The 21,705-nt window shown below is 72.3% G+C and carries 18 protein-coding genes; 9 read left to right on the top strand and 9 right to left on the bottom strand.

Annotated elements, in window-relative coordinates:
• Positions 1-148: 148 nt before the first annotated feature.
• The 3 genes from msrB to CTE05_RS02030 all read left to right on the top strand — a co-directional run bounded on the left by msrB (position 149) and on the right by CTE05_RS02030 (position 1,991).
• A complete protein-coding gene (gene msrB, locus CTE05_RS02040) occupies positions 149-595 on the top strand; it encodes a peptide-methionine (R)-S-oxide reductase MsrB (protein WP_146844423.1) in 447 nt (148 codons plus the stop codon).
• 56 nt (positions 596-651) lie between these two features.
• Positions 652-1,431: a nuclease-related domain-containing protein gene (locus CTE05_RS02035; protein WP_146844422.1), complete on the top strand. Its 780-nt coding sequence runs from the start codon at positions 652-654 to the stop codon at positions 1,429-1,431.
• A gap of 110 nt (positions 1,432-1,541) precedes the next feature.
• The gene (locus CTE05_RS02030; protein ID WP_246123195.1) at positions 1,542-1,991 is read left to right on the top strand and encodes a MarR family winged helix-turn-helix transcriptional regulator; all 450 of its coding nucleotides are present in this window, start codon (positions 1,542-1,544) and stop codon (positions 1,989-1,991) included.
• Between the two features lie 72 nt (positions 1,992-2,063).
• Here CTE05_RS02030 and CTE05_RS02025 read toward each other — a convergent pair whose 3' ends face one another.
• The 3 genes from CTE05_RS02025 to CTE05_RS02015 all read right to left on the bottom strand — a co-directional run bounded on the left by CTE05_RS02025 (position 2,064) and on the right by CTE05_RS02015 (position 5,900).
• Positions 2,064-3,722 carry an MDR family MFS transporter gene (locus CTE05_RS02025; protein ID WP_246123194.1) on the bottom strand — a complete coding sequence of 553 codons (1,659 nt, stop codon included), beginning with the start codon at positions 3,720-3,722 and terminating at the stop codon, positions 2,064-2,066.
• 70 nt (positions 3,723-3,792) lie between these two features.
• Positions 3,793-4,290 (bottom strand): MarR family winged helix-turn-helix transcriptional regulator, encoded by a 498-nt coding sequence (locus CTE05_RS02020; protein ID WP_146844420.1) that lies wholly within the window; start codon positions 4,288-4,290, stop codon positions 3,793-3,795.
• A gap of 128 nt (positions 4,291-4,418) precedes the next feature.
• Positions 4,419-5,900: a sugar porter family MFS transporter gene (locus CTE05_RS02015; RefSeq protein WP_146844419.1), complete on the bottom strand. Its 1,482-nt coding sequence runs from the start codon at positions 5,898-5,900 to the stop codon at positions 4,419-4,421.
• A 172-nt stretch (positions 5,901-6,072) separates the two neighbouring features.
• Between CTE05_RS02015 and CTE05_RS02010 the strand changes: the two genes are divergently transcribed.
• From CTE05_RS02010 to CTE05_RS02000, 3 genes are all read left to right on the top strand, one after another.
• Positions 6,073-6,672, top strand: a complete 600-nt coding sequence (locus CTE05_RS02010) for a hypothetical protein (protein ID WP_146844485.1) — start codon at positions 6,073-6,075, stop codon at positions 6,670-6,672.
• Between the two features lie 362 nt (positions 6,673-7,034).
• Positions 7,035-7,655, top strand: coding sequence for a DUF47 domain-containing protein (locus CTE05_RS02005; protein WP_055911795.1), 621 nt, complete (start codon positions 7,035-7,037; stop codon positions 7,653-7,655).
• A gap of 5 nt (positions 7,656-7,660) precedes the next feature.
• Positions 7,661-8,665, top strand: a complete 1,005-nt coding sequence (locus tag CTE05_RS02000) for an inorganic phosphate transporter (RefSeq protein ID WP_146844418.1) — start codon at positions 7,661-7,663, stop codon at positions 8,663-8,665.
• A gap of 15 nt (positions 8,666-8,680) precedes the next feature.
• Here CTE05_RS02000 and CTE05_RS01995 read toward each other — a convergent pair whose 3' ends face one another.
• The 3 genes from CTE05_RS01995 to mshD are packed head-to-tail and all read right to left on the bottom strand — an operon-like array spanning position 8,681 to position 12,860.
• Positions 8,681-9,658 (bottom strand): NUDIX hydrolase, encoded by a 978-nt coding sequence (locus CTE05_RS01995; RefSeq protein WP_146844417.1) that lies wholly within the window; start codon positions 9,656-9,658, stop codon positions 8,681-8,683.
• Positions 9,655-11,892: an RNA degradosome polyphosphate kinase gene (locus CTE05_RS01990; RefSeq protein ID WP_146844416.1), complete on the bottom strand. Its 2,238-nt coding sequence runs from the start codon at positions 11,890-11,892 to the stop codon at positions 9,655-9,657. Before CTE05_RS01990 ends, CTE05_RS01995 begins: the two co-directional genes overlap by 4 nt.
• Entirely contained in the window at positions 11,889-12,860 is a 972-nt protein-coding gene (gene mshD, locus CTE05_RS01985) for a mycothiol synthase (protein ID WP_146844415.1), read from the bottom strand. Before mshD ends, CTE05_RS01990 begins: the two co-directional genes overlap by 4 nt.
• An 81-nt stretch (positions 12,861-12,941) precedes the next feature.
• Between mshD and CTE05_RS01980 the strand changes: the two genes are divergently transcribed.
• A complete protein-coding gene (locus CTE05_RS01980) occupies positions 12,942-14,159 on the top strand; it encodes an NAD(P)-binding domain-containing protein (protein WP_146844414.1) in 1,218 nt (405 codons plus the stop codon).
• A 60-nt stretch (positions 14,160-14,219) separates the two neighbouring features.
• Here CTE05_RS01980 and CTE05_RS01975 read toward each other — a convergent pair whose 3' ends face one another.
• The gene (locus tag CTE05_RS01975) at positions 14,220-15,635 is read right to left on the bottom strand and encodes a cellulase family glycosylhydrolase (RefSeq protein ID WP_146844413.1); all 1,416 of its coding nucleotides are present in this window, start codon (positions 15,633-15,635) and stop codon (positions 14,220-14,222) included.
• 253 nt (positions 15,636-15,888) lie between these two features.
• On the opposite strand from CTE05_RS01975, the gene CTE05_RS01970 reads away from it, so the two are divergent.
• Both CTE05_RS01970 and CTE05_RS01965 read left to right on the top strand, forming a co-directional pair.
• Positions 15,889-17,583 (top strand): bifunctional lysylphosphatidylglycerol flippase/synthetase MprF, encoded by a 1,695-nt coding sequence (locus CTE05_RS01970; RefSeq protein WP_146844412.1) that lies wholly within the window; start codon positions 15,889-15,891, stop codon positions 17,581-17,583.
• Complete coding sequence (locus CTE05_RS01965; protein WP_146844411.1) at positions 17,580-18,413, top strand: hypothetical protein; 834 nt, start codon at positions 17,580-17,582, stop codon at positions 18,411-18,413. The genes CTE05_RS01970 and CTE05_RS01965 overlap by 4 nt, the downstream gene beginning before the upstream one ends.
• A 37-nt stretch (positions 18,414-18,450) precedes the next feature.
• Here CTE05_RS01965 and acs read toward each other — a convergent pair whose 3' ends face one another.
• Positions 18,451-20,451: an acetate--CoA ligase gene (acs, locus tag CTE05_RS01960; RefSeq protein WP_246123193.1), complete on the bottom strand. Its 2,001-nt coding sequence runs from the start codon at positions 20,449-20,451 to the stop codon at positions 18,451-18,453.
• A gap of 96 nt (positions 20,452-20,547) precedes the next feature.
• Positions 20,548-21,636 carry a hypothetical protein gene (locus CTE05_RS01955; RefSeq protein WP_146844409.1) on the bottom strand — a complete coding sequence of 363 codons (1,089 nt, stop codon included), beginning with the start codon at positions 21,634-21,636 and terminating at the stop codon, positions 20,548-20,550.
• Between the last annotated feature and the right edge of the window lie 69 nt (positions 21,637-21,705).

Below are 21,705 nucleotides of genomic sequence, written 5' to 3'. Positions count from 1 at the left end.
TGCTCGGGAGGGCCGCGCTGAGGCGAGAGTATGCGGAAGAAGCGCCGAGCGACGACAGGCCAGGTCAGCGCGTTGCGTCCGGACGTCGGGAACGTCCGCGCAGCCGCCACGGTTACACCCGACGCCCCACCCGACCCAGGAGGATCCGATGACGTACGAGGTGTCCAAGACCGACGAGCAGTGGGCCCTGGAGCTCCAGCCGCAGGAGTTCGCGGTGCTCCGCCGCGCCGGGACCGAGCGGCCGTGGACCGGTGAGCTGCTCGACGAGAAGAGGGAGGGCGTCTACCGCTGTCGGGCGTGCAGCAACGAGCTGTTCCGGTCCGACACGAAGTTCGACTCGCACTGCGGCTGGCCCAGCTTCTTCTCGCCCCTGGCCGGCGACCGCGTGGAGCTGATCTCCGACCGCAGCCTCGGCATGGTCCGCACGGAGGTGCGCTGCGCGAGGTGCGGCTCGCACCTCGGGCACGTCTTCGACGACGCGCCGCAGACCCCCACGGGCGACCGCTTCTGCATGAACTCGGTGAGCCTGACGTTCGAGCCGCTCACTCGTCCGGGTGAGGGTCGGCGTGCCGACGGGGACACCCCGGACGTGTGACGTCCAGATGGTCGACACGTGTGAAGTCCGGCTCCGCGGATGCCGATAATGCTCACGTGGAAGATGTTCTGACGGTGCGGCGGTGGAGGCGCTACGGCGCCGACCGTCTCTATGTCACGCAGGAGAGCGGTGCCCGGGTCGGCTCGGTCGACCTCCAGTCCGGTGAGGTCGTCGTCGACGACCCGCTGCACGAGGCCGGCCTGCGCCGCGCCGCGCAGGCGTACCTGCGCGCCGACGTCGCCGAGCTGGCGATGACCCTGCCGGACCCCGGCGCGGCCCTCGACCCGGTGGACGAGTCGGCCCTGCAGGCGTGGCTCGGCGGGGACGACTGGGACTCGATCAACCTCGCGGCGATCCGCGGCGAGCGCGGGAGCTCCGTGCGGACGCGGCTCGAGCGGATGGGCGACGAGGGCTGGCAGGTCGTCCACGACGTCCCGCTCGGCCGGCAGGGCAGCCTGGTCGAGCACCTGCTCATCGGTCCGGCCGGGATCTTCACGGTCGCCGAGCGGCGGCACCCCGGCCAGCGCATCGTCGTCGAGGGGCGCACCATCGCCGTCGACGGACGGTCCATGTCCTACCTGCGGGACGCGCGGCTCGAGGCCACCCGGGTGCAGGGCGCCCTGCTCGCGGCCGCGTGCGCCGCGATCACGGTGCGCGGGGTGGTCGTCGTGCACGGCGACCTCGAGGTGCGCACGGTCCAGCCGCAGCACGACGCGTTCGCCATCGCCCGCCAGGACGTGCAGACCGTGTTCCGCGCGATGCCGGTGCGGCTCGACCCGGCCCGGGTCATGGCCATCGCGCACGTCGCCCGCCAGCGGGCCACCTGGTCGCGCTGACCCCTCGACAGGGTGTTGACACCCGATCCCCGCGGTGATCTGCTGAAACGCTTCCATCTGCTCGGGTGGCGATGCGGCGATTTCCGTTGGGGTCCCGTCAGGATGTGACCGTGGTCGACGAACAGTTCCGTCAGCTCGAGCGCGAGCTCGGCCTCCTCCTGCGGCGTGCGCAGGCCTCCTCGGCGTCGATCTCGCGGGACGTGCACCCCGACCTCGAGCCCGCCGCCTACTCGCTCCTCGCGCTCATCGCGGCCTCGCCGGGGGTGCGGGCGAGCGACCTGGCCCTGACGATCGGCGTGGGGCGGGGCACGATGTCGCGCCAGCTCGCCCGGCTCGGCACCCTCGGCCTCGTGTCCCGGCGGCCCGACCCCGACGACTACCGCGGCCAGCTCCTCGAGCTCACCGACGAGGGGCTGCGCCGGTTCGAGACCGCTCAGCAGGCGCGGCGGGCGTTCCTGCGGCACGCGCTGGAGGGGTGGGGCGCGTCGGACATCGAGGCCCTCGCGACGCAGCTGGGCCGGCTGAACGAGGACCTCGCGGCGGCTCGCCGGACGCACTGACGCCCGCCCACGAGCACACCGGCGCCGCCCGGCCGGAGGGGCCGGGCGGCGCCGGTGCACGCAGTGACCGGGTCAGCTGCGCGCGGAGGTCTCCTGCTCCGCGTCGAGGACGTCGAGCTCGGCGTCCACGTCGGCCCGGTCCGCCGTGGCCGGCTCGCCCTCCTGGTCCAGCAGCTGCTCGATGCCCGAGCGCGTGCCGAGGGGCACCTCTCTGAGGAACAGGACCGCCACCAGCGAGACGAGCGCCACGGGCGCGGCCACGAGGAACAGGTCCGCGATCGCGTTGCCGAACGACTGCTCGACGACGACCCGCACGTTCTCCGGGAGGGCCGACAGGTCCGGGATGGCCCCGTCGGACCCCATGACGGACGGGTCGATGCCGATGGCCACGAGGCCGCGGGCCATGAGGTCGGTGACCCGGTGGGACAGCACGACGCCGAGAGCGGACACGCCCAGCGCGCCGCCGAGCGTGCGGAAGAACGCCACGGTGGAGGTCCCCGAGCCGATCTCGCGGACGTCCAGGGTGTTCTGCACGGCCAGCACCAGGTTCTGCATGAGCATCCCCACGCCCGCGCCGATGACGACGAGGTAGAGCGACACCAGCGTGAACGACGTGTCGAAGTGGATCGTGCCCATGAGGCCGAGGCCCGTGGTGAGCAGCACGGCGCCGGCGACCATGAACTTCTTGTACCTCCCCGTGCGGCTGATGATCTGCCCGGAGATCGTCGACGAGACGAGCAGGCCGACGATCATCGGGATGGTCAGCAGACCGGACTGGGTCGGGGTCTTGCCGCGCGCCAGCTGCATGTACTGGCTGAGGAACACCGACGTGCCGAACAGGGCGACACCGACGGCGATGCTGGCCACGACGGACAGGACCAGCGTGCGGTTCCGGAACAGGTGCAGCGGGATGATCGGCTCGCTCGCGCGGGACTCGACCCAGATTGCGGCGGCGAGCGTCACCAGGGAGCCGCCGACCATCGCGGCCGTCTGCCACGAGGCCCAGTCGAACGACGTGCCGGCGAAGGTGATCCAGAGCAGCAGGGTCGCGATGCTGACGGACAGGAGCGTCGCGCCCGCGTAGTCGATCGTCACCTTGCGCGCCGTGCGGGCGGGCAGGTGCAGCGTGCGCTGGAGCACGATGATCGCGGCCACGGCGAACGGCAGGCCGAGGAAGAAGTTCCAGCGCCAGCCGGCGCTGTCGGTGATGACGCCGCCGAGCAGCGGCCCGCCCACCATGCCGATGCCCATCACGGCGCCCATGAGGCCCATGTACCGGCCGCGCTCGCGGGGGCTGATGATGTCCGCGATCAGGACGGTGCCGAGCGCGGTGAGACCGCCGGCGCCGATGCCCTGCAGGGCACGCATGCCGATGAGCATGCCGGTGTCGTGGGAGAGCCCGGCCAGGGCCGACGAGATGACGGAGATGGCCAGCGCGAGCTGGATGAGCAGCTTGCGGTCGACGAGATCGGCCAGCTTCCCCCAGATCGGCGTGGAGATCGTGGTGGTGAGCAGGGTGGCGGTGACCACCCACGTGAACGCCGACTGGGTGCCGTCGAGGTCGGAGATGATCCGCGGCAGCGACGAGGACACGACGCTCGTCGCGAGGATCGAGACGAACATCCCGAGCAGGATGCCTGACAGGGCCTCGAGGACCTCGCGGTGGGTCATCTTCGGCGCGGTCGTGCTCTCGGCCGTGCTGGTGGGTTCTGGTGCGGTGGTGCTGGACATGGTCTCGCTCTCGTGGTGCTGGCAGGGTCGTGCGCCGGCGACGGGTCTCCGGCGGGCGAGGGTCGTGGGGTCAGGCGTGGGTGGGTGCGAGCTCGCGGTCGGCGCCGGCCTGCTCGGTCGGACCGGGCAGCCGGGTGACGGTCCTCGTGAGGTGGTCGAGCGTCGCGGTGGCGGCCGCCAGGTCGGCGGCGGACCAGTCCGCGAAGACCTCGGCGGCGCGGCGGTCGAGGACCGCTCCGATCTCGAGCGCGAGCGAGCGGCCGGCGGGGGAGAGCCGGACGGTGCGGACGCGTCGGTCCCCGTGGTCGACCGCACGCTCGACCAGGCCGTCGTCGACGAGCTGGCTGACCTGGCGGCTGGCGACCGAGACGTCGACGCGGAGGGCGTGGGCGATGTCGCTCACCTGGAGGGTGCCGAGGCGTTCGAGGATCCGGACGGTCGCGAACGTCCCCCGGGAGCAGCCGACGTCGCGGGCGATCCCGAGCGACGACTCGCGCAGGGCGCGGCTGAAGGCCTCGACGGACCGCAGGAGCTGCTGCGGCGGGGCTTCGGACGTGCTGGACGACATGGGACCTCTCTTTGTTGCTCGACGCAACCATACCTGATGCTTGCTCCAAGCAACTGATACGACGATCTATTCCCGCACAGCAGCGCGGCCGGACCCGTGGAGTGGTCCGGCCGCGTGCGAGGGCAGGTCTAGGCGGTCGGCGCCCCGCGGCGGCCGCGCTCGACCTTGACCCCCTCCATGTCCTCCAGCTCGATGCCCTTCGTCTCGGGCACCTTCCAGAGCGTGAAGAAGAAGGAGAGCGTCGCGAAGATCGCGTACATGAGGTACGGGATCGACGCCCCGAACGCGTCGAGCATCGGCGGGAACGACACGGTGATGAGGAAGTTGGCGACCCACTGCGCGGCGGCTGCGACGCCGAGGGCTGCCGCGCGGATGCGGTTGGGGAACATCTCGCCCAGAAGGACCCAGACGAGCGGGCCCCAGGTCGCACCGAAGAACACCACGAACAGGTTCGCGGAGACCAGGGCGATGACGGCCCACGGGCCGTCCAGGGTCAGCTCGTCACCCGTGCCCGTCGACTGGGTGAACGCGAGCGCCATGAGCCCGAGGGTCACCGCCATGCCGAACGAACCGGTGAGCAGGAGCGGGCGACGGCCGACCTTGTCGATGAGCGCGATCGCGATGAACGTCACGAGCACGTTGGTGACCGACGTGATCGTGGAGATCATGAACGACTGGCTCTCCTCGAACCCGACCGCCTGCCACAGCGTCGTCGAGTAGTAGAAGATCACGTTGATGCCGACGAACTGCTGGAACACCGACAGCAGGATGCCGACCCACACCACCGGCAGCAGGCCAAACCGCGGACCCCGCAGGCTCGCCTGCGCCTCGAGCTTCTTGTCCGTGGCGATCGTGTGCTCGATCTGCACGATGTGGGCCTCGACGTCGTCGCCCTCGGGGAGCGTCGTGGCCAGCACCTTCTTGGCCTCCTCGCGCTTGCCGGTGGCGATGAGGTAGCGCGGTGACTCCGGGATCCGCAGCGCGAGGATGCCGTACACGGTCGCGGGGACGACGGCGACGATGAACATCCAGCGCCAGGCCTCCAGCCCCAGCCACAGCTCCTCGGACGCACCGCCCGCCGAGGTCGCGAGCAGCTGGTCGGAGAGCAGCGCCGCGAAGATACCGAGCGTGATCGCGAGCTGCTGGAGCGACCCCAGCCGGCCGCGCATCGCGGCCGGGGCGATCTCGGCGATGTAGGCCGGCGCGATGACCGACGCGATGCCGATGCCGATGCCGGCCATCACGCGCCACAGCACCAGGTCCCAGACGCTGAACGCGATACCGGACAGGATCGAGGAGACGAAGAACAGGACCGCCCCGAGGAACATCACGCGGGTGCGGCCCCAGCGGTCGGCGAGCTTGCCGCCCAGCCACGCGCCGAACGCGCAGCCCAGCAGCGCGATCGCGACGACGAGGCCGGTGACGGCGGGGTCGATCTCGAACTCGCCCTCGATCGCGTCGACGGCGCCGTTGATCACCGAGCTGTCGAAGCCGAAGAGGAAGCCACCGACCGCCGCGGCGACGGCGAGCCCGATGGCCTTGTTCTTGTACGGGTGCGGGGGTACGGCCGAGCCGCCCGTCGCCCCCTGCGGCGACGCTGCCTGGGACATGATGTGCACCTCCGTCGGACCCCGAGCCGGTCCCGGGGAGATCACCCCCACCTTGGCCCCGACCCGGTGAAGGCGCACCTCGGAGACGTGTCTGTTGGCCGAGCCGCCGCGCGGGGGGCAAGATCGTCCGATGGACGGCACCGGTGGAGCGAAGCGCCCTCGGCGCCCCGCCATGCTCGACCCCGCCCAGGCCGAGGAGCTGCCCGGCGGCTACGACCCGGCTCTGCGCAACGAGGCGGCCCACACGACCGCGGCGGCCCTCGTGCACCAGGGCCGTGCCAACACCGACCCCGAGGTGGTCGCCCGGCTGGTCTCGCTCGTCGAGCGCGAGGGACTCGACGTCGTCGCCGCCCTCTGGTCCGACAGCCAGGCGGACAGCCTGCCCGGAGCGCTCTGGCGGCTGTACGTCCTGCGCGAGTGGGTGCGGCGGGACCCCGCGACCGTCGCCGACCGGTACCGCCTCGGTGTCGCGGCCGCGCCCGTGCACGACGTGGTCGCCGGCGTGGCCGACGCCCCCGGGCCGGCCGACGTCCTCGCGGTCGCCGACGCGGTGCTGTCGGGCGTCTACACGGGTGAGCTCGACGTCGCGCTGGAGCGCGCGGCGGCGTTCGGCCGGGTCCTGGCGACGGGTGCGGCCTTCGACGCCGACCACCTCGACGACGTCGACCCGTCCGCCGCCCAGCGGCTGACCCGGGGCGCCGCGTCCCTGGTGCGCACCGCAGAGGAGCTCGAGCACGCCGCCTCGCTGTGGCGGGCCGACCGGCTGGAGTGACGTCGCCCACGTGCTCGGGGGTGAAGGTGCAGGTCGGGACCGCACAGCCAGGCCACCCGGCGTCGATCACCCGGTCGCCGCACCCCCACGGGCGTACGATGAGCGGCGACGTCGGGCCGCGGTAGCCCCGGGCTCCATCTCAAGCCGCTCCGAGCGGCCTCGCGCCGAGAGGCGCTCCGCGGTCCGGCGTCGCTCCTGCGGTCGAGGCGGGCCGCGTGTCGCCTCCGTGGCCACTTGGCTGTCACCATGTGTCCATGCACGCGTCGGCTGCCGTTAGGCATCCGAGCGGACGTGACCTAGCCTGATCCCCGCCCTTCCTCCCCGGCACCTCCCCCCTCCCACCCTGTCTCCCGGAGCCCGCTGTGCGCCTGCGCCTCACCCCGCGCGACACCACGTTCTTCGACCTCTTCGCCGCACAGGCGATCCACCTCGTCACCGGTGCCAACCTGCTGGGCGAGATGCTCGGGGCCGACCGCTCCACCCGCAAGGAGATCGGCAAGCGCATCGCCGACGCCGAGCACGAGGCGGACGACGCGACCCACTCGATCATGCGGCGGCTGAACCAGACGTTCGTCACCCCGTTCGACCGGGACGACATCTACACGCTGGCCTCGAGCCTGGACGACTGCATGGACTTCATGGAGGAGGCCGCGGACCTCATCGTCCTGTACAAGGTCGACGCCCTGCCCGCGCGCGTCTCCGACCAGGTCCAGGTGCTCCAGCGCGCCGCCGAGCTCACCGCCGAGGCCATGCCCCGGCTGCGCTCGATGGACTCGCTGTCCGAGTACTGGGTCGAGGTCAACCGCCTGGAGAACCAGGCCGACAAGATCCACCGCAAGCTCCTGGCGCAGCTGTTCGACGAGGTCACCGACCCGATCCAGCTGATGAAGGTCAAGGAGATCGTCGAGAAGCTCGAGGACGCCGCCGACGCGTTCGAGAAGGTGGCGAACACCGTCGAGACCATCGCGCTCAAGGAGTCCTGAGCCCGGTGGAACTGGCGCTCGTCGTCATCGTCGTCGCGTTCGCGCTCGGCTTCGACTACACCAACGGATTTCACGACGCGGCCAACGCGATCGCGACCTCGGTCTCGACGCGTGCGCTGACGCCCAGGGTCGCCCTCATCATGGCGGCGGTCTTCAACCTCGTCGGCGCGCTCCTGGGCACCCAGGTGGCGACCACGATCGCCGAGGACATCATCAGCATCGGCAGCGTCAGCTCCGAGGAGGCGCTGATCATCGTCCTGTCCGGGCTGATCGGTGCGATCACGTGGAACCTCATCACGTGGTGGCTCGGCCTGCCGTCGTCCTCCACGCACGCCCTCATCGGCGGGCTGACCGGGGTCGGCATCGCGTCCGGCGTCACGGTGCACTGGGACGCGATCCTCGACAAGGTCGTCATCCCGATGATCTTCTCGCCGCTCGTCGGCTTCTCGCTGGCGTTCGGGCTCATGGTCGGGGTGCTCTGGCTGGTGCGGAACTCGGCGCCCGCCCGGACCATGCGTCGGTTCCGGCTGGCACAGACGGCGTCCGCCGCGGCGATGGCCCTCGGGCACGGTCTGCAGGACGCGCAGAAGACCATGGGCGTGATCATGCTCGCGCTGGTGGCCGGCGGCTTCTACACGCAGGGCGACGCCATCCCGCTGTGGGTGAAGCTCTCCGCGGCGGGCGCGATCTCGCTGGGCACGTACGCCGGCGGCTGGCGCATCATGCGCACCCTCGGCCGCAAGATCATCGAGCTGGACCCCGCGCGCGGCTTCGTCGCCGAGTCCGTGGCCGCCTCCGTGCTCTACGCCAGCGCCTACTGGCTGCACGCGCCCATCTCGACCACGCACACGATCACCTCGGCGATCATGGGCGTCGGAGCCACCAAGCGGCTGTCCGCGGTCCGCTGGGGCGTCGCCAAGAACATCGGCGCCGCCTGGGTGCTGACCATCCCGATGGCCGCCCTGGTGGCCGCGTGCGTCTACTGGATCCTCAACCCGATCCTGACCTGAGCGCACCCCCGCCGGTCAGTGCTCTCCCGGGCGGTGGGTCTCCGTCGCCACCACGCGGGGCCCCTTCGGGGTCTGCGCGACGTGCGCGACCAGCACCTGCGCCGGGTGCAGGAAGGGGTCGGTGGCGGGCAGCGCGTCGGCCACGCTGCGGCGGGCGTGCTGCGCCAGCACGTCGACCACCGTCGGGAGCACCGGCCGGTGCGTGCACAGGACGGCGTCCCCGGTCTGCTCCAGGAGCTGCAGCACCTCCGCGGCCACCCGGGCCGGCGACGTCGAGTGCTCCGCCTCCGTGAGCACGGGCAGGACCTCGGCGGCCACCTGCGCCGCCGCGGCGTACGGCGCGACCGTGCTGACGCAGCGCGCCCAGGCGCTGGTGACCACCCGCGCGACGCCGAACGTCGACAGCACGGGCACGAGCGCGCGCGCCTGCCGCTGGCCCTCCGGCGTGAGCGGCCGGTCCAGCTCCGTGCCCTTCCAGTCCGAGCGACGACGGGCCGTGCCGTGCCGGGCGATGACGAGGGCGCGCGTGTCCAGCCGGCCCTTCTCGTACGCCTCGACCAGCTCCGCCAGCGGCGCCCGGTCGTCGTCGCGGGTCAGCCGCTTGGCGGCCGTGACGACGTCGAACCACCGCAGCTGGTCGATCTCCTTGGGGGACACCGGCGGGACCGGCGGGCGGGCGCGCAGGGCGGCGGCGTCGGGTCGGCCGGCCACCTGGGCCGCCCAGTAGTGGACGCGCTTGCGGCGCCCGTCGGACAGCGCGTACTCGAGCCCCGGCAGCGGGATGCCGAGGACGACGTCGTGCGCGGTCTCCTCGGCGACCTCGCGGGCGGCCGTCGCGAGGATCGTCTCGCCGGGGTCCACCTTGCCCTTCGGCCAGGACCAGTCGTCGTAGCGCGGGCGGTGCACCAGGGCGACCTGCAGCGTGCCCTGACGGACGCGCCACACGAGAGCGCCGGCCGCCTCGACGACGACCGGTGCGTGCGTTGCGGTCACCGTCCCGTGCCCGGTCGGCGCCGCTGCCGGTAGATCAGGGCGGCCTGCAGGTCCACCAGCGGCCCGTCCGGTCCGAGGTGGTGCCGCTGCCACGTCCCGTCCTGGTTGAGGTGCCACGAGGACGTGCCGTCGTCCGTCGACTCGTCCATGAGCTCGATGAGCTCGCTGACCTGGTCGGGGTCGGCGATGCGGACCAGCGCCTCGACGCGTCGGTCGAGGTTGCGGTGCATCAGGTCCGCGGAGCCGATGTAGACCTCGGGGCCCTCGAACGCCGCGTCGCTCTGCGCCGTGGCGTGGGCGAACGCGAAGATGCGGGAGTGCTCCAGGAACCGGCCGAGGATGGAGCGCACCCGGATGGTCTCGGACAGGCCGGGAACCCCGGGGCGCAGGGCGCAGATGCCACGGACCACCATGTCGATCGGGACGCCCGCCTGCGACGCGCGGTACAGCGCGTCGATCGTGGCCTCGTCGACCATCGAGTTGACCTTGATCTTGATCCACGCCGGCTGACCCATCCGCGCCGCGTCCGCCTCGCGGTCGATGCGCTCGATGAGCCCCGCCCGCACGGAGCGCGGCGCGACCAGCAGCCGGTGGAAGCGGGACTTCGGGGCGTAGCCCGACAGCTGGTTGAACAGCCGCGTGAGGTCCTGACCCACCTCCGGGTCGCTCGTCAGCAGCCCGTGGTCGGTGTAGAGCCGTGCCGTCTTCGGGTTGTAGTTGCCGGTGCCGATGTGGCAGTAGCGGCGCAGCCCGTCGGACTCCTGGCGCACCACCAGGGACAGCTTGCAGTGCGTCTTCAGGCCGACGATGCCGTACACGACGTGCACCCCGGCCTGCTCGAGCTTGCGCGCCCACGAGATGTTGTTCTGCTCGTCGAACCGCGCCTTGATCTCCACCAGGGCCAGCACCTGCTTGCCGGCCTCGGCGGCGTCGATCAGGGCATCGACGATGGGGGAGTCGCCCGACGTCCGGTACAGGGTCTGCTTGATGGCGAGCACCTGCGGGTCCGCCGCGGCCTGCTGCAGGAACGTCTGCACCGACGTCGAGAACGAGTCGTACGGGTGGTGCAGGAGGATGTCGCGCTCGCGGATCTTGGCGAACATGTCCGCGGGCGTCGCGCTCTCCACCTCGGCCAGCTGGCGGGGCGTGGAGGCGATGAACCGGGGGAACTGCAGGGCCGCGCGGTCCAGGTCCGCGATGAGGTTCAGGCCAGTCGCGTCCAGCGGCGCGGGCAGCTGGTACACCTCGTCCTCCGCGACGTCGAGCTCCCGGATGAGCAGGTTGCGGATGCGTGGGCTGATGCCGTCGGCGATCTCCAGGCGCACCGGCGGCCCGAAGCGGCGGCGCAGCAGCTCCTTCTCCATCGCCTTGAGCAGGTTCTCGGCGTCGTCCTCCTCGACCTCGACGTCCTCGTTGCGGGTGACCCGGAACGTGTGGTGCTCCTGGACGACCATGCCGGGGAAGAGCTGCTCGAGGTGCTCGGAGATGACGTCCTCGACGGGCACGAACGACATCGGGCCCTTCTCGGGCGACGCCGCCTGCACGTCGGGGGCGCTCGGCCGGCCGGACGCGTCCACCGCGATGAACCGGGGCAGCAGCGGCGGCACCTTGACGCGGGCGAAGTGCTCCTTGCCCGTCGCGGGGTTGGTCACCACGACGGCCAGGTTCAGCGACAGCCCCGAGATGTACGGGAACGGGTGCGCGGGGTCCACCGCGAGCGGCGTCAGGACGGGGAAGATCTGCCGGCGGAAGAACTTGCGCAGCCGGTCCTGCTCGCTCTCGCCCAGCTCGTCCCAGCGGACCAGGGTGATGCCCTCGTTCGCCAGTGCGGGCTGCACCTGCTCGGCGAACACCGCGGCGTGCCGGGCCGTGAGCCTGTGCGCCTCCTCGCTGATCGCCTCCAGGACCTGCCGCGGGGACAGCCCCGACGCGGCGGTGACCGCGATCCCGGTCGCGATGCGCCGCTTGAGACCGGCCACCCGGACCATGAAGAACTCGTCGAGGTTGGACGCGAAGATCGCCAGGAACCGCACCCGTTCCAGCAGCGGCATGCCCTCGTCCTCGGCGAGCTCGAGCACCCGCTGGTTGAAGGCGAGCCAGGACAGCTCGCGATCGAGGAACCGGCCGTCGGGGAGCGGTTCCGCGCTGTCGATGTGCTCCTCGATGTCGCTCTGGGCCATGTGCTCGGCGATGGCCGCGGCCAGGGCGGGGTCGAGGGCGGTGGCGTCCGTCATGCGCCCATCGTGACACCCGCAGGTGAACTCGGCGTATCGGAACCGAACATCACGTCCACCGCCGAGCGGACGAAGCCCGCGCGCTCGTAGGTGTGCACCGCGACCGTGTTCTCCGCGCCGGTGTAGAGGATCGCCGCACCCAGGCCGCGGGCGGCCAGGTGGTTCAGGCCCAGCGCCGTCAGGGCGCGTCCCAGGCCCAGTCCCTGCGCGTCCGGGTCCACCCCGACCACGTAGATCTCGCCCACCGGGTCCGCTCCGTGCTCGCCCGCGGGGTGCACCTTGGTCCACACCGAGCCCAGCAGGATCCCGTCGCGCTCCGCCAGCAGGAACCCGGCGGGGTCGAACCACGGCTCCGACTCCCGCGCGCGCAGGTCCGCCGACGTCATCCGCCCCTGCTCCGGGTGGTGCGCGAACGCGCGGGAGTTCACGCGGCGCCACGCGTCCTCGTCGCGGCCCGGCTCGAACGCCCGCACCGTGACCCCCGTCGGCAGCGCGGGCGTGCTCGCCGGCCGCGTCGTCAGGTCGACGCGCATCTGCAGCAGCTCGCGCACGACGGCCATGCCCTGGTCCTCGGCGAACCGTCGCGCCGCCGGCAGGTCCCCGTGCGCCCAGACCCGCAGGGTGCGACCGGGGACGACCGACGTCTCGGCGAGCGCGCGGGTCAGGAGCGCGCGGCCCACCCCGGTGCGGCGGTGCTCCGGGTCGACGACCAGCTCCGCCTTCGTCGACGACTGGGTGCCGACGTCGAGCTGCGCGTAGCCGACGAGCGCGCCACCGACCGTCGCGTGCAGGTGGACCACCGGAGCCTCCGGAGCGCTCAGCCACAGCAGCGGCTGCTCCGACAGCGGGGGGACCCCGTCGGCGGCCGCCGCGCGGTCCGCGAGGGCACGCACCGCGCCGGCGGACCCTGCCGGCAAGGGCCCGGCGGTCGCACTGAGGATGACCTGCGAGGACGCGTCGTCGAGCATGGCCCCATCCCACCACGAGAGAGTCTCGGCGGGACGGCATCGCGGCGGGTGCCGTCGGGTGAGCGGGTACGTTGGCGGGCGATGGATGTCTCGGGGAACGCCTTGCTGCACGACGACCGCCCGCAGGACACCCGCCGGTCGAGGCGGGCGCGACGGGCGGGCACGACGACCCCGGTCGAGGTCACGGTGGTCGTGGTCGGTGCGGGTCAGGCGGGGCTCTCCTCGGCGTACCACCTGCGGCGCGCGGGACTCGTCGCGGTCGGGGAGCGGGGCTGGGAACGGGCGGCGGCGACGTTCGTGGTGCTCGACGACGCGCCCCAGGCGGGTGGTGCGTGGCAGCACCGGTGGCCGGACCTGACCATGGCCGACGCGCACGGGGTGCACGAGCTGCCCGGGATGCCCCTGGTCGTGGGTGACCCGACCGAGCCCGCGGCCTTCGCCGTGCCGTACTACTTCGCGCAGTACGAGGACGCGTTCGAGCTCCGCGTGCAGCGGCCCGTGCGCGTCGAGCGGGTCGAGCCCGACGGCGACCGGCTCCTCGTCCGGTCCCGCAGCGTCGACCGTCCCGACGAGTCCGTCACCTGGCGCGCCCGCGGTCTGATCAACGCCTCCGGCACCTGGCAGAAGCCCTTCTGGCCCGCGTACCCCGGCCGCGGGACCTTCCGCGGGCGCCAGCTGCACGCCCACGACTTCCGGCTCCCCGCCGACCTCGCCGACGGCCACGTCGTGGTGATCGGCGGCGGCACCTCGGCGGTCCAGCTCACGCTCCTGCTCGCGCGCGTCACGACGACGACGTGGGTCACGCGACGGCCGCCCGCGTGGCGCGACGAGACGTTCACGCCCGAGGTCGGCCGGGACGCCGTCGCCCAGGTCGACGACCGCACGCGCGCCGGGCTGCCGCCGCAGAGCATCGTCAGCGTGACCGGCCTGCCGCTCACGCCCGCGTATCGCACCGGCATCACGGCCGGCATCCTGCGCGCCCGGCCCGTGTTCGACCGGATCACCCCGAACGGCGTCGAGTGGGACGCCCCCGACAGCCCTGGCGACGGCTGGGTCGGCGGCCCCGCGCACGTCGAGGCGCGCACGCTGCTGTGGTGCACCGGGTTCCGGGCGTCCCTCGACCACCTCGCGCCCCTCGGTCTGCGGGCACGCGGCGGCGGCATCGTCATGGACGGCACCCAGGTCGTCGCCGACCCCCGGGTCCAGCTCGTCGGCTACGGCCCGAGCGCGTCGACGGTCGGCGCCAACCGTGCCGGCCGTGAGGCGACGCGGAACCTGCGGAGGCTGTGGGAGGTCTAGGGCGCGGTGCAGGGCCGGGTCGTGTGACCCGGCCCTTCACCAGGACAGCCGTCAGCCGTGTCAGCTGGCGGTGCAGCTCACCGTGGTCGAGGAGCTCGGCGCGGTGCCGCTGCCCACGAAGCCGTAGGTGGTGGACGCGCTGGCGCCGAGCAGCCCGTTCCAGGCGGCGTTGGACACCGTGACGGTCGAGCCGGACGTCGAGTAGGTGCCGGACCAGCCGCTCGCCACCGCGCCACCCGAGGGCAGCGTGAAGGACGTCTTCCAGGTGCTGATCATCGCGCTGCCGTTCTTGACGGTGACGGCGGCCTGGTAGCCACCGGGCCACGTGTTGCTCACCGTGAGGGCAGCGGTGCAGCCCTTGCTCGGTGGCGTGGTGGGCGTGGGCGTCACGGTCGGCGTCGGCGTGACGGTGGGCGTGGGCGTCACCGTCGGGGTGGGCGTGACGGTCGGCGTCGGCTGCAACCCGCCGTAGATCTTCGCGGTCACGGCCGTCGACCTGATGCCGTTGGCGCCGTTGAAGATGCGCGTGCCCCACGAGGTGAGCTGCGACGGGTTGAAGCCGGTCACCATGTCGAGGTACTCGACGCCGCCACCGTTGCCCGACCAGGACCAGCCGTAGTAGCCGAGGCCGCGCTTGACCGACTCGGACATGATCGTTTCCTCGTCGGGGTTGCCGTCCGAGTGGTCGTAGCCGAACTCGCCGATGACGAGGGGCAGGCCCTTCGACTTGAACGCGTCGAGGTACGCGTTGATGGTCGAGGCGTCCTTGTAGACGCCGTACATGTGGACGGAGAACAGGACGTTCTTGTCGGGGTCGGAGGCGGCGACGGTCGCGGCGTTGTCCCGCATGATCCCGGCCCAGTCCTGACCCCACGAGGGGGCGTCGACCACGATGTTGTGGTGCAGCCCGGCGTTGCGCAGCTTCTGGATGGCCGCGGAGCTCGCCGACGCCCAGGTGGCGTTCGTCGTCGCGTTGTTGCCGAAGGGCTCGTTGCCGATGTTGATCTGGACGTAGTCCTCCTGGCCGATGAGGGCCGAGGCGATGCTCACCCAGTAGTTGGCCGCGGTGTCCAGGCTGACCGCGCCGCTCTGCTCGCCGTAGCCCGTGGTGTCGTGGTTCTCGAGCATGCAGATCAGCTTGTTGGCCTTGCACAGGCTGATGATGTTGGCGACGTCGCTCGCGTCGTTCTTGGTCCAGCGGTCACCGCCCGAGAGCACCACGCGCAGGGCGTTCGCGCCGGCCGCGCGGATCGCCGGGATCGCCGTCGGGGTCTGGGACGTGTACCAGGTGTGGGCGTGGCTCACGCCGCGGGCGACGAAGGGGGTGCCGTCCTTCTCCACGAGCTGGGTGCCGGAGACGTGCAGGCCGGGCGGCGTCGCGGCCTGCGCCGACGTCGAGATCAGCGACGTCGCGCCGAGCGCGACGACGGCGGCAGCCAGGGCGGCGCCGGACAGCTGGGACAGTCGAGACCTCATGGGACTTCCTCGTTCCTGGGGCATCGGGCCCGCCGCGGGCATGCGGCAGCCTCGAGGGGTTCTGGTGGTTGGAAGCACCCGCCCGCCGTTCCGCCGGCCGGCCGACGGGCGGGTGCGTGGTCACACAACCAGGTCAGGAAGGGGCTCTCCACGGCCCGAAACGCTTCACACCGAAGGCGACCTCGCACCTGACCTCCGGATTTGTCGCGAGGGTGTCGCCCCGCCCAGGTGCCTCAACCGGCAGACTGGACGGATGACGGGGAGTCACGTCGTCCACCGACCACCCACGACGGCCGCGTCGGCCATCGAGGAGCAGCGCAGGCGGGGGCGGGTCCGGGAGATCGCCTCCCGCGCGGTGCTGGTCCTGGCCGTGCTGAGCCTGCTGTCGGCGGCGATCGAGCCGCTCTGGGAGCGGATGGGCCTCGTGCGCACCCTCGTCCCCGAGCTGGCCGTGCACACCGCGCGGCCCGCTCTCGCACTGGTCTCGGTGGTCCTGCTGCTCACCGCCCGAGGCCTGCGGCGCGGGAACCGGCTCGCGTGGCTCGGCACGCTGGCCACGCTGGCGGCCTCGGTCGCGATCCACCTCGCCAAAGGACCCGATCTCGTCCCCGCCCTGGTGATCGCCGTCGGCACCGTGTGGCTCGGCGCGCAGCGCGACGCGTTCCCGGTGCTGCCGACGCGCCGCGCCGTCCGGTGGGCGGTCACCTGGACGGTCGCCGTCGTCGTGCTCCTCGTGGTGCTCGTCGTCGGGCTGACCGTCTGGGCCGTCAGCACCGACGCGTCCGACGCGCAGATCGAGCGGCTCGGCCGGATCGTCGTCCCCGTCACCTACGCGCTGGTCGTCGTGTTCGTCGCCGCCCTGCTCTGGTCGCTCCTGTCACCCCGCCGACCACGCCGGCTCAGCCCCCAGGACCACCACGACGAGCGTGAGCGGGCCCGGCTCGTGGTGCAGGAGCACGGCACCGGCACGCTCGACTACTTCGCGCTGCGGGACGACAAGGACTGGTTCTTCACCGGGTCGTCCGTCGTCGCCCACTCCGTGCGCGGGGGAGTGTGCCTGGTGTCGCCGGACCCGATCGGACCGCCCGAGGAACGGGGGATCGTCTGGGCGGAGTTCCTCGACTTCGCCGACGACTTCGGCTGGTCGGTCACCGTCATCGGCGCGGCCGCGGACTGGCTCCCGCACTACGAGGCGAGCGGTCTGCGGACGGTCTACCTGGGCGACGAGGCCATCGTCGACTGCCCGACGTTCAGCCTGGAGGGCCGGTCGCACAAGTCGCTGCGGCAGGCGGTCAACCGCATCGCACGCGCGGGCTACACGACGACCTTCCACGACCCGTCGGCGATCGAGCCCGCGCTGCGCGCCCAGATCGAGGCGATGAGCGACGAGTCCCGGCACGGCGAGACCGAGCGGGGCTTCTCGATGACGCTGTCGCGCCTGTTCCAGCCCGAGGACACCGGGCTGCTGCTCTCGGTCACGCGCGATCCGGCGGGCCGCGTCGACGCGTTCTGCCAGTGGGTCCCCGCGGCCGCGATCGGCGGCTGGTCGCTCGACGTCATGCGGCGACGCACGGACGTCGAGGGGCTGCCCAACGGGCTCATCGACGCCAACATCGTCGCGACCATCGCCCACCTGGCCGACTCCGGGCTGCGGGGGCTCGGGCTGAACTTCGCGATGATGCGCGAGGTCCTCGAGGGTGACCCGCAGGACAGCTCCCGCATCGAGACGCTCACCCGGCCGATCCTGCAGCGGCTCTCGCAGGGCACGCAGATGGGCACGCTCAGCACGTTCAACGAGAAGTTCGACCCCGGCTGGGTGCCGCGGTACGTGATCCTCGACTCCGTCGAGCTCGTCGCGACGCAGGCCCTCGTCCTGGCCGGAGCGGAAGGGGTCACGGAGATCCCGGTGATCGGGCGCTTCCTCGGGAACATCGGGTCCGCGCCGTGACCGTCTCGCTCCTGTGCGCGATCGGCTCCGCGTTCGCCTACGGCACGAGCACCCTGATGCAGGCGGTCGCGACCCGGCGGGCGCGGGGACTCGCCGCCGTGCTGACGCCGCTGGTCATCGGTGCGTTCGTGGTCGACGGCGTCGGGTTCGTGCTCTCGCTCCTGGCGCTGAACACGCTGCCGCTGTTCGTCGTGCAGTCGATCATGGCGTCGATGCTCGTGGTGGTCGTCGTCGGCGCCCGGTTCGTCCTGCACGCGCGCATGCGCCGCCTGGACGTCGCGGCGGTCGTCGTCGTCATCGTCGCGCTCGTCCTCATCGGGCTCGGCTCCGGCGAGCAGCCGGCGGTCGCGCCGCCGGCGTCGTTCGAGCGGGCCATGCTCGTCGCGACCGGCGTGCTCGTCGTCGTCGCCCTCGCGTCCTACCGGTCCGGACCCGGCTGGCTGCTCGCGGCGGTCGCGGGGCTCGGCTTCTCCGGAGCGGCGATCGCCGCACGTGCCTCGCACCACCACGACGGGATCTGGGCGACCCTCTGGCAGCCCATGACGGCCTGCATCGTCGTCGGCGGGATCGTCGGCGCGCTCTGGTACCTGCGCGCCCTGGAGCGGCTCGCCGCCGGACCAAGCGCCGCGATCCTGTCGGTGATCGAGGTCGTCGTGCCCGGCGCCGTCGGGGTGCTGGTGCTCGGGGACACCGTCGCGAACGGCATGCTCCCCGGGGTCGTCGTCGGGCTCGTCCTGGCGATCAGCGGCTGCGTCGTGCTCGCGATGAGCCCCGCGAACGAGGCGGCAGAGGGAGAGCCGGCTCCGCGAACGGAGCCGGCTCCCGCCTAGTCCTTCTGGTCCACGTCCCTGCTGTCCGAGCCTGCGCTCAGTCCTCCTGCTTGGCGCCAGGGGCGGACAGGCCCTGCGCGATCAGGTCCATCACCGAGGAGTCCGCGAGGGTCGTCGCGTCGCCCACCTGGCGGTGCTCGGCGACGTCGCGCAGCAGCCGGCGCATGATCTTGCCGGACCGCGTCTTCGGGAGCTCCGCGACGACGAGGATCTGCCGCGGCTTCGCGATCGGGCCGATCTCCTTGGCGACGTGGTTGCGCAGCTCGGTCTGGACGGCGTCGGCCTCCTGGTCGCCACCGCCCGCGTCGCCGCGCAGGATGACGAACGCGACGACCGCCTGCCCCGTGGTCTCGTCGGCCGCACCGACGACGGCCGCCTCCGCGACCCACGGGTGCGACACGAGCGCCGACTCGATCTCCGTGGTGGACAGCCGGTGGCCCGACACGTTCATCACGTCGTCCACGCGCCCGAGCAGCCAGATGTCGCCGTCGGCGTCCTTCTTGGCGCCGTCGCCCGCGAAGTACAGGCCCTGGAACCGGGACCAGTAGGTGTCGACGTAGCGGTCCGGGTCGCCCCAGATGCCGCGCAGCATCGACGGCCACGGCTCGGTGAGCACCAGGTAGCCGCCACCCCCGTCGGGCACGGGCCGGGCCTCGTCGTCGACGACGTCGGCCGCGATGCCCGGCAGCGGAACCTGCGCCGAGCCGGGCTTGGTCTCCGTGACGCCCGGCAGGGGGCTGATCATGATGGCGCCGGTCTCGGTCTGCCACCACGTGTCGACGATCGGCGTCCGGTCGCCGCCGATGACCCGGCGGTACCAGATCCACGCCTCGGGGTTGATGGGCTCGCCCACCGACCCGAGCACCCGCAGGCTGGACAGGTCGAACTTGCCCGGGATCTCCTCGCCCCACTTCATGCAGGTGCGGATGGCCGTGGGGGCGGTGTAGAGGATCGTGACCTTGTACTTCTCGATGATCTCCCACCACCGACCGCGGTGCGGCGTGTCGGGCGTGCCCTCGTAGATGACCTGGGTGGCGCCGTTGATGAGCGGCCCGTAGACGACGTACGTGTGCCCGGTGATCCAGCCGACGTCGGCCGTGCACCAGTAGACGTCCGTCTCGGGCTTGAGGTCGAACACGTTGCGGTGCGTGAACGCCGCCTGCGTCAGGTAGCCGCCGGTGGTGTGGAAGATGCCCTTCGGCTTCCCGGTGGTGCCGGACGTGTACAGGATGAACAGCGGGTGCTCGGCCTCGAGCGCGACCGGGGTGTGCTGGTCGCTCGCGGTGTCGACGACGTCGGACCACCAGACGTCGACCTCGTCGTTCCAGGCGACGTCCTGCCCGGTCCGCTTGACGACGAGCACGTGCTGCACCGACGGGGTGCCCTTGGTCAGCGCCTCGTCGACGGCCGGCTTCAGCGCGCTGGCCGACCCGCGGCGGTACCCGCCGTCCGCGGTGACGACGAGCTTGGCCTCCGCGTCGTTGATCCGGCTGCTCAGGGCCTCCGCGGAGAACCCGCCGAACACGACGGAGTGCGGGGCGCCGATGCGGGCGCACGCCAGCATGGCGATGACGGCCTCGGGGATCAGCGGCAGGTAGATGGCGACGCGGTCGCCCGTGCCGACGCCCAGCGCCGTGAACGCGTTCGCGGCCTTGGACACCTCGCGCTGCAGGTCGGCGTACGTGACCGTGCGGGTGTCGCCGCCCTCGCCCTCGAAGTGCAGGGCGACCCGGTCGCCGTTGCCCGCCTCGACGTGCCGGTCCACCGCGTTGTACGCCGCGTTGATCGTGCCGTCGGCGAACCACCGCGCGAACGGCGCCCTCGACCAGTCGAGGACCTCCTCGAACGGCTTCTCCCAGCTCAGCAGCTCACGGGCCTGCTCCGCCCAGAAGCTGGGCCGGTCGGCGTTGGCCCACGCGTACAGCCCGTGCTGCGCGTTGGCCTGGGCGGTGAACTCGGGGCTCGGCGGGAACCGGCGGTCCTCGGTGAGCAGGTTCTCGAGCCCGGGCTCGTGGGTCTCGGGCGTGGTGTCGGTCACGAGGACCACCTCCTGTGCAGCGACGTCGATGCAGGTGGACCGGGGGTCCCCGGAACCGCACTCTAGCCGGAGACCCGGCCAGCCCATGCTCGTGGCTCAGACGCGATGACGCTCGCGGAACTCCCCGAGCCGGACGCCGCGACGACGAGCCGCACCCGTCACGATGCCGGCCAGCAGGAGCAGGAAGCCGGCCGCGAGGACCATGCCCGATGTCCCGGCGACGGTCACCTGCGTGACCGTGAGGCGCCAGCCCGACGACGTGAGGAGGTTGAGCGTCTGCTCGCGGGCGACCGACGGCAGGTACAGGTAGACCGCCCCGGCCAGCGTCAGCACGGCGCCGCCCGTGATCGGGACAGCCGGGGTCCACAGCGCGAGCAGCAGCACGCAGCCGAGGAGCAGGAGGCCGAGGGAGACGAGCACGATGCCGAGCACCTCGGTGGACGCGTCCCAGCCGCTGACCTGCGCCTGCAGGATGCGGGACTCGCCCAGGAGCAGGACCGCGACGCCGATGGGGGCCAGGATCAGGCCCACGATGACGCCCAGGATGTGCGAGCCGACCGAGGTGCTGCGCGGCGCGTTCGGGTCGGGGAAGAGGCGGTCGTCCTCCTCGGTGGCCGGAGCGGGCGTGGTCGCGGGCGTCGGCGCGGCGGCCGGCGGGAGCGGGGCCGCGGGTGCGGCGACCCGTTCGGGTGTCTCGTCACCGGGGCTCGGCGTCGTCGTCGCGGACGTCACCGGGTCAGGCGCAGGGTCGACGGGTGCTGCGGCGACGGTTCCCGGCTCGTCCGGAGGGGTGGGGGCGGGTCGCACGATCGCGTGCCGGCCGGTGTCCGCGCCGGGCTCGCCCGACGTCCGCGCGGTGCTCGCCGCGGCGGAGGCCGTCGTCGCGCTCGTGGACGTGACCGGGGTCGTGCCCGTGTCCGTGTCCGAGGGCAGCTCGGGTTCGGTCGGCGTCCGGGACCCGGGTGTCGTCCTCGCAGCGGCGGTGGCGGACGGCGTCTCCGACTCGTCCGGCGTCGGCGGGTCGAGGGTCTCGACGGTCGGCGCGACCTCGTGGGTGCCGGCGTCGTCGACGGCGGGGGTCGTCTCCTCGACGGACGTGGACGGCTCGGTGGTCGCGTCCGTGCCGGTCGTCTCGTCCGGTCCGTCTGTTGCGCCGCCGGGGCGGTGCGGGTCGGAGGTGCTCATGCGTGCTCCTCGAAGGGGGCCTGGGTCAGGCGAGAGTCGAGCGGTGTCGGGCGACGCCGCTGTTCCGAG

The organism is Cellulomonas terrae (assembly GCF_007990265.1).
Lineage (GTDB): Bacteria > Actinomycetota > Actinomycetes > Actinomycetales > Cellulomonadaceae > Cellulomonas > Cellulomonas terrae.
Note: the sequence above shows the minus strand (reverse complement) of the source record. Positions and strands in the feature narration are given on the sequence as shown.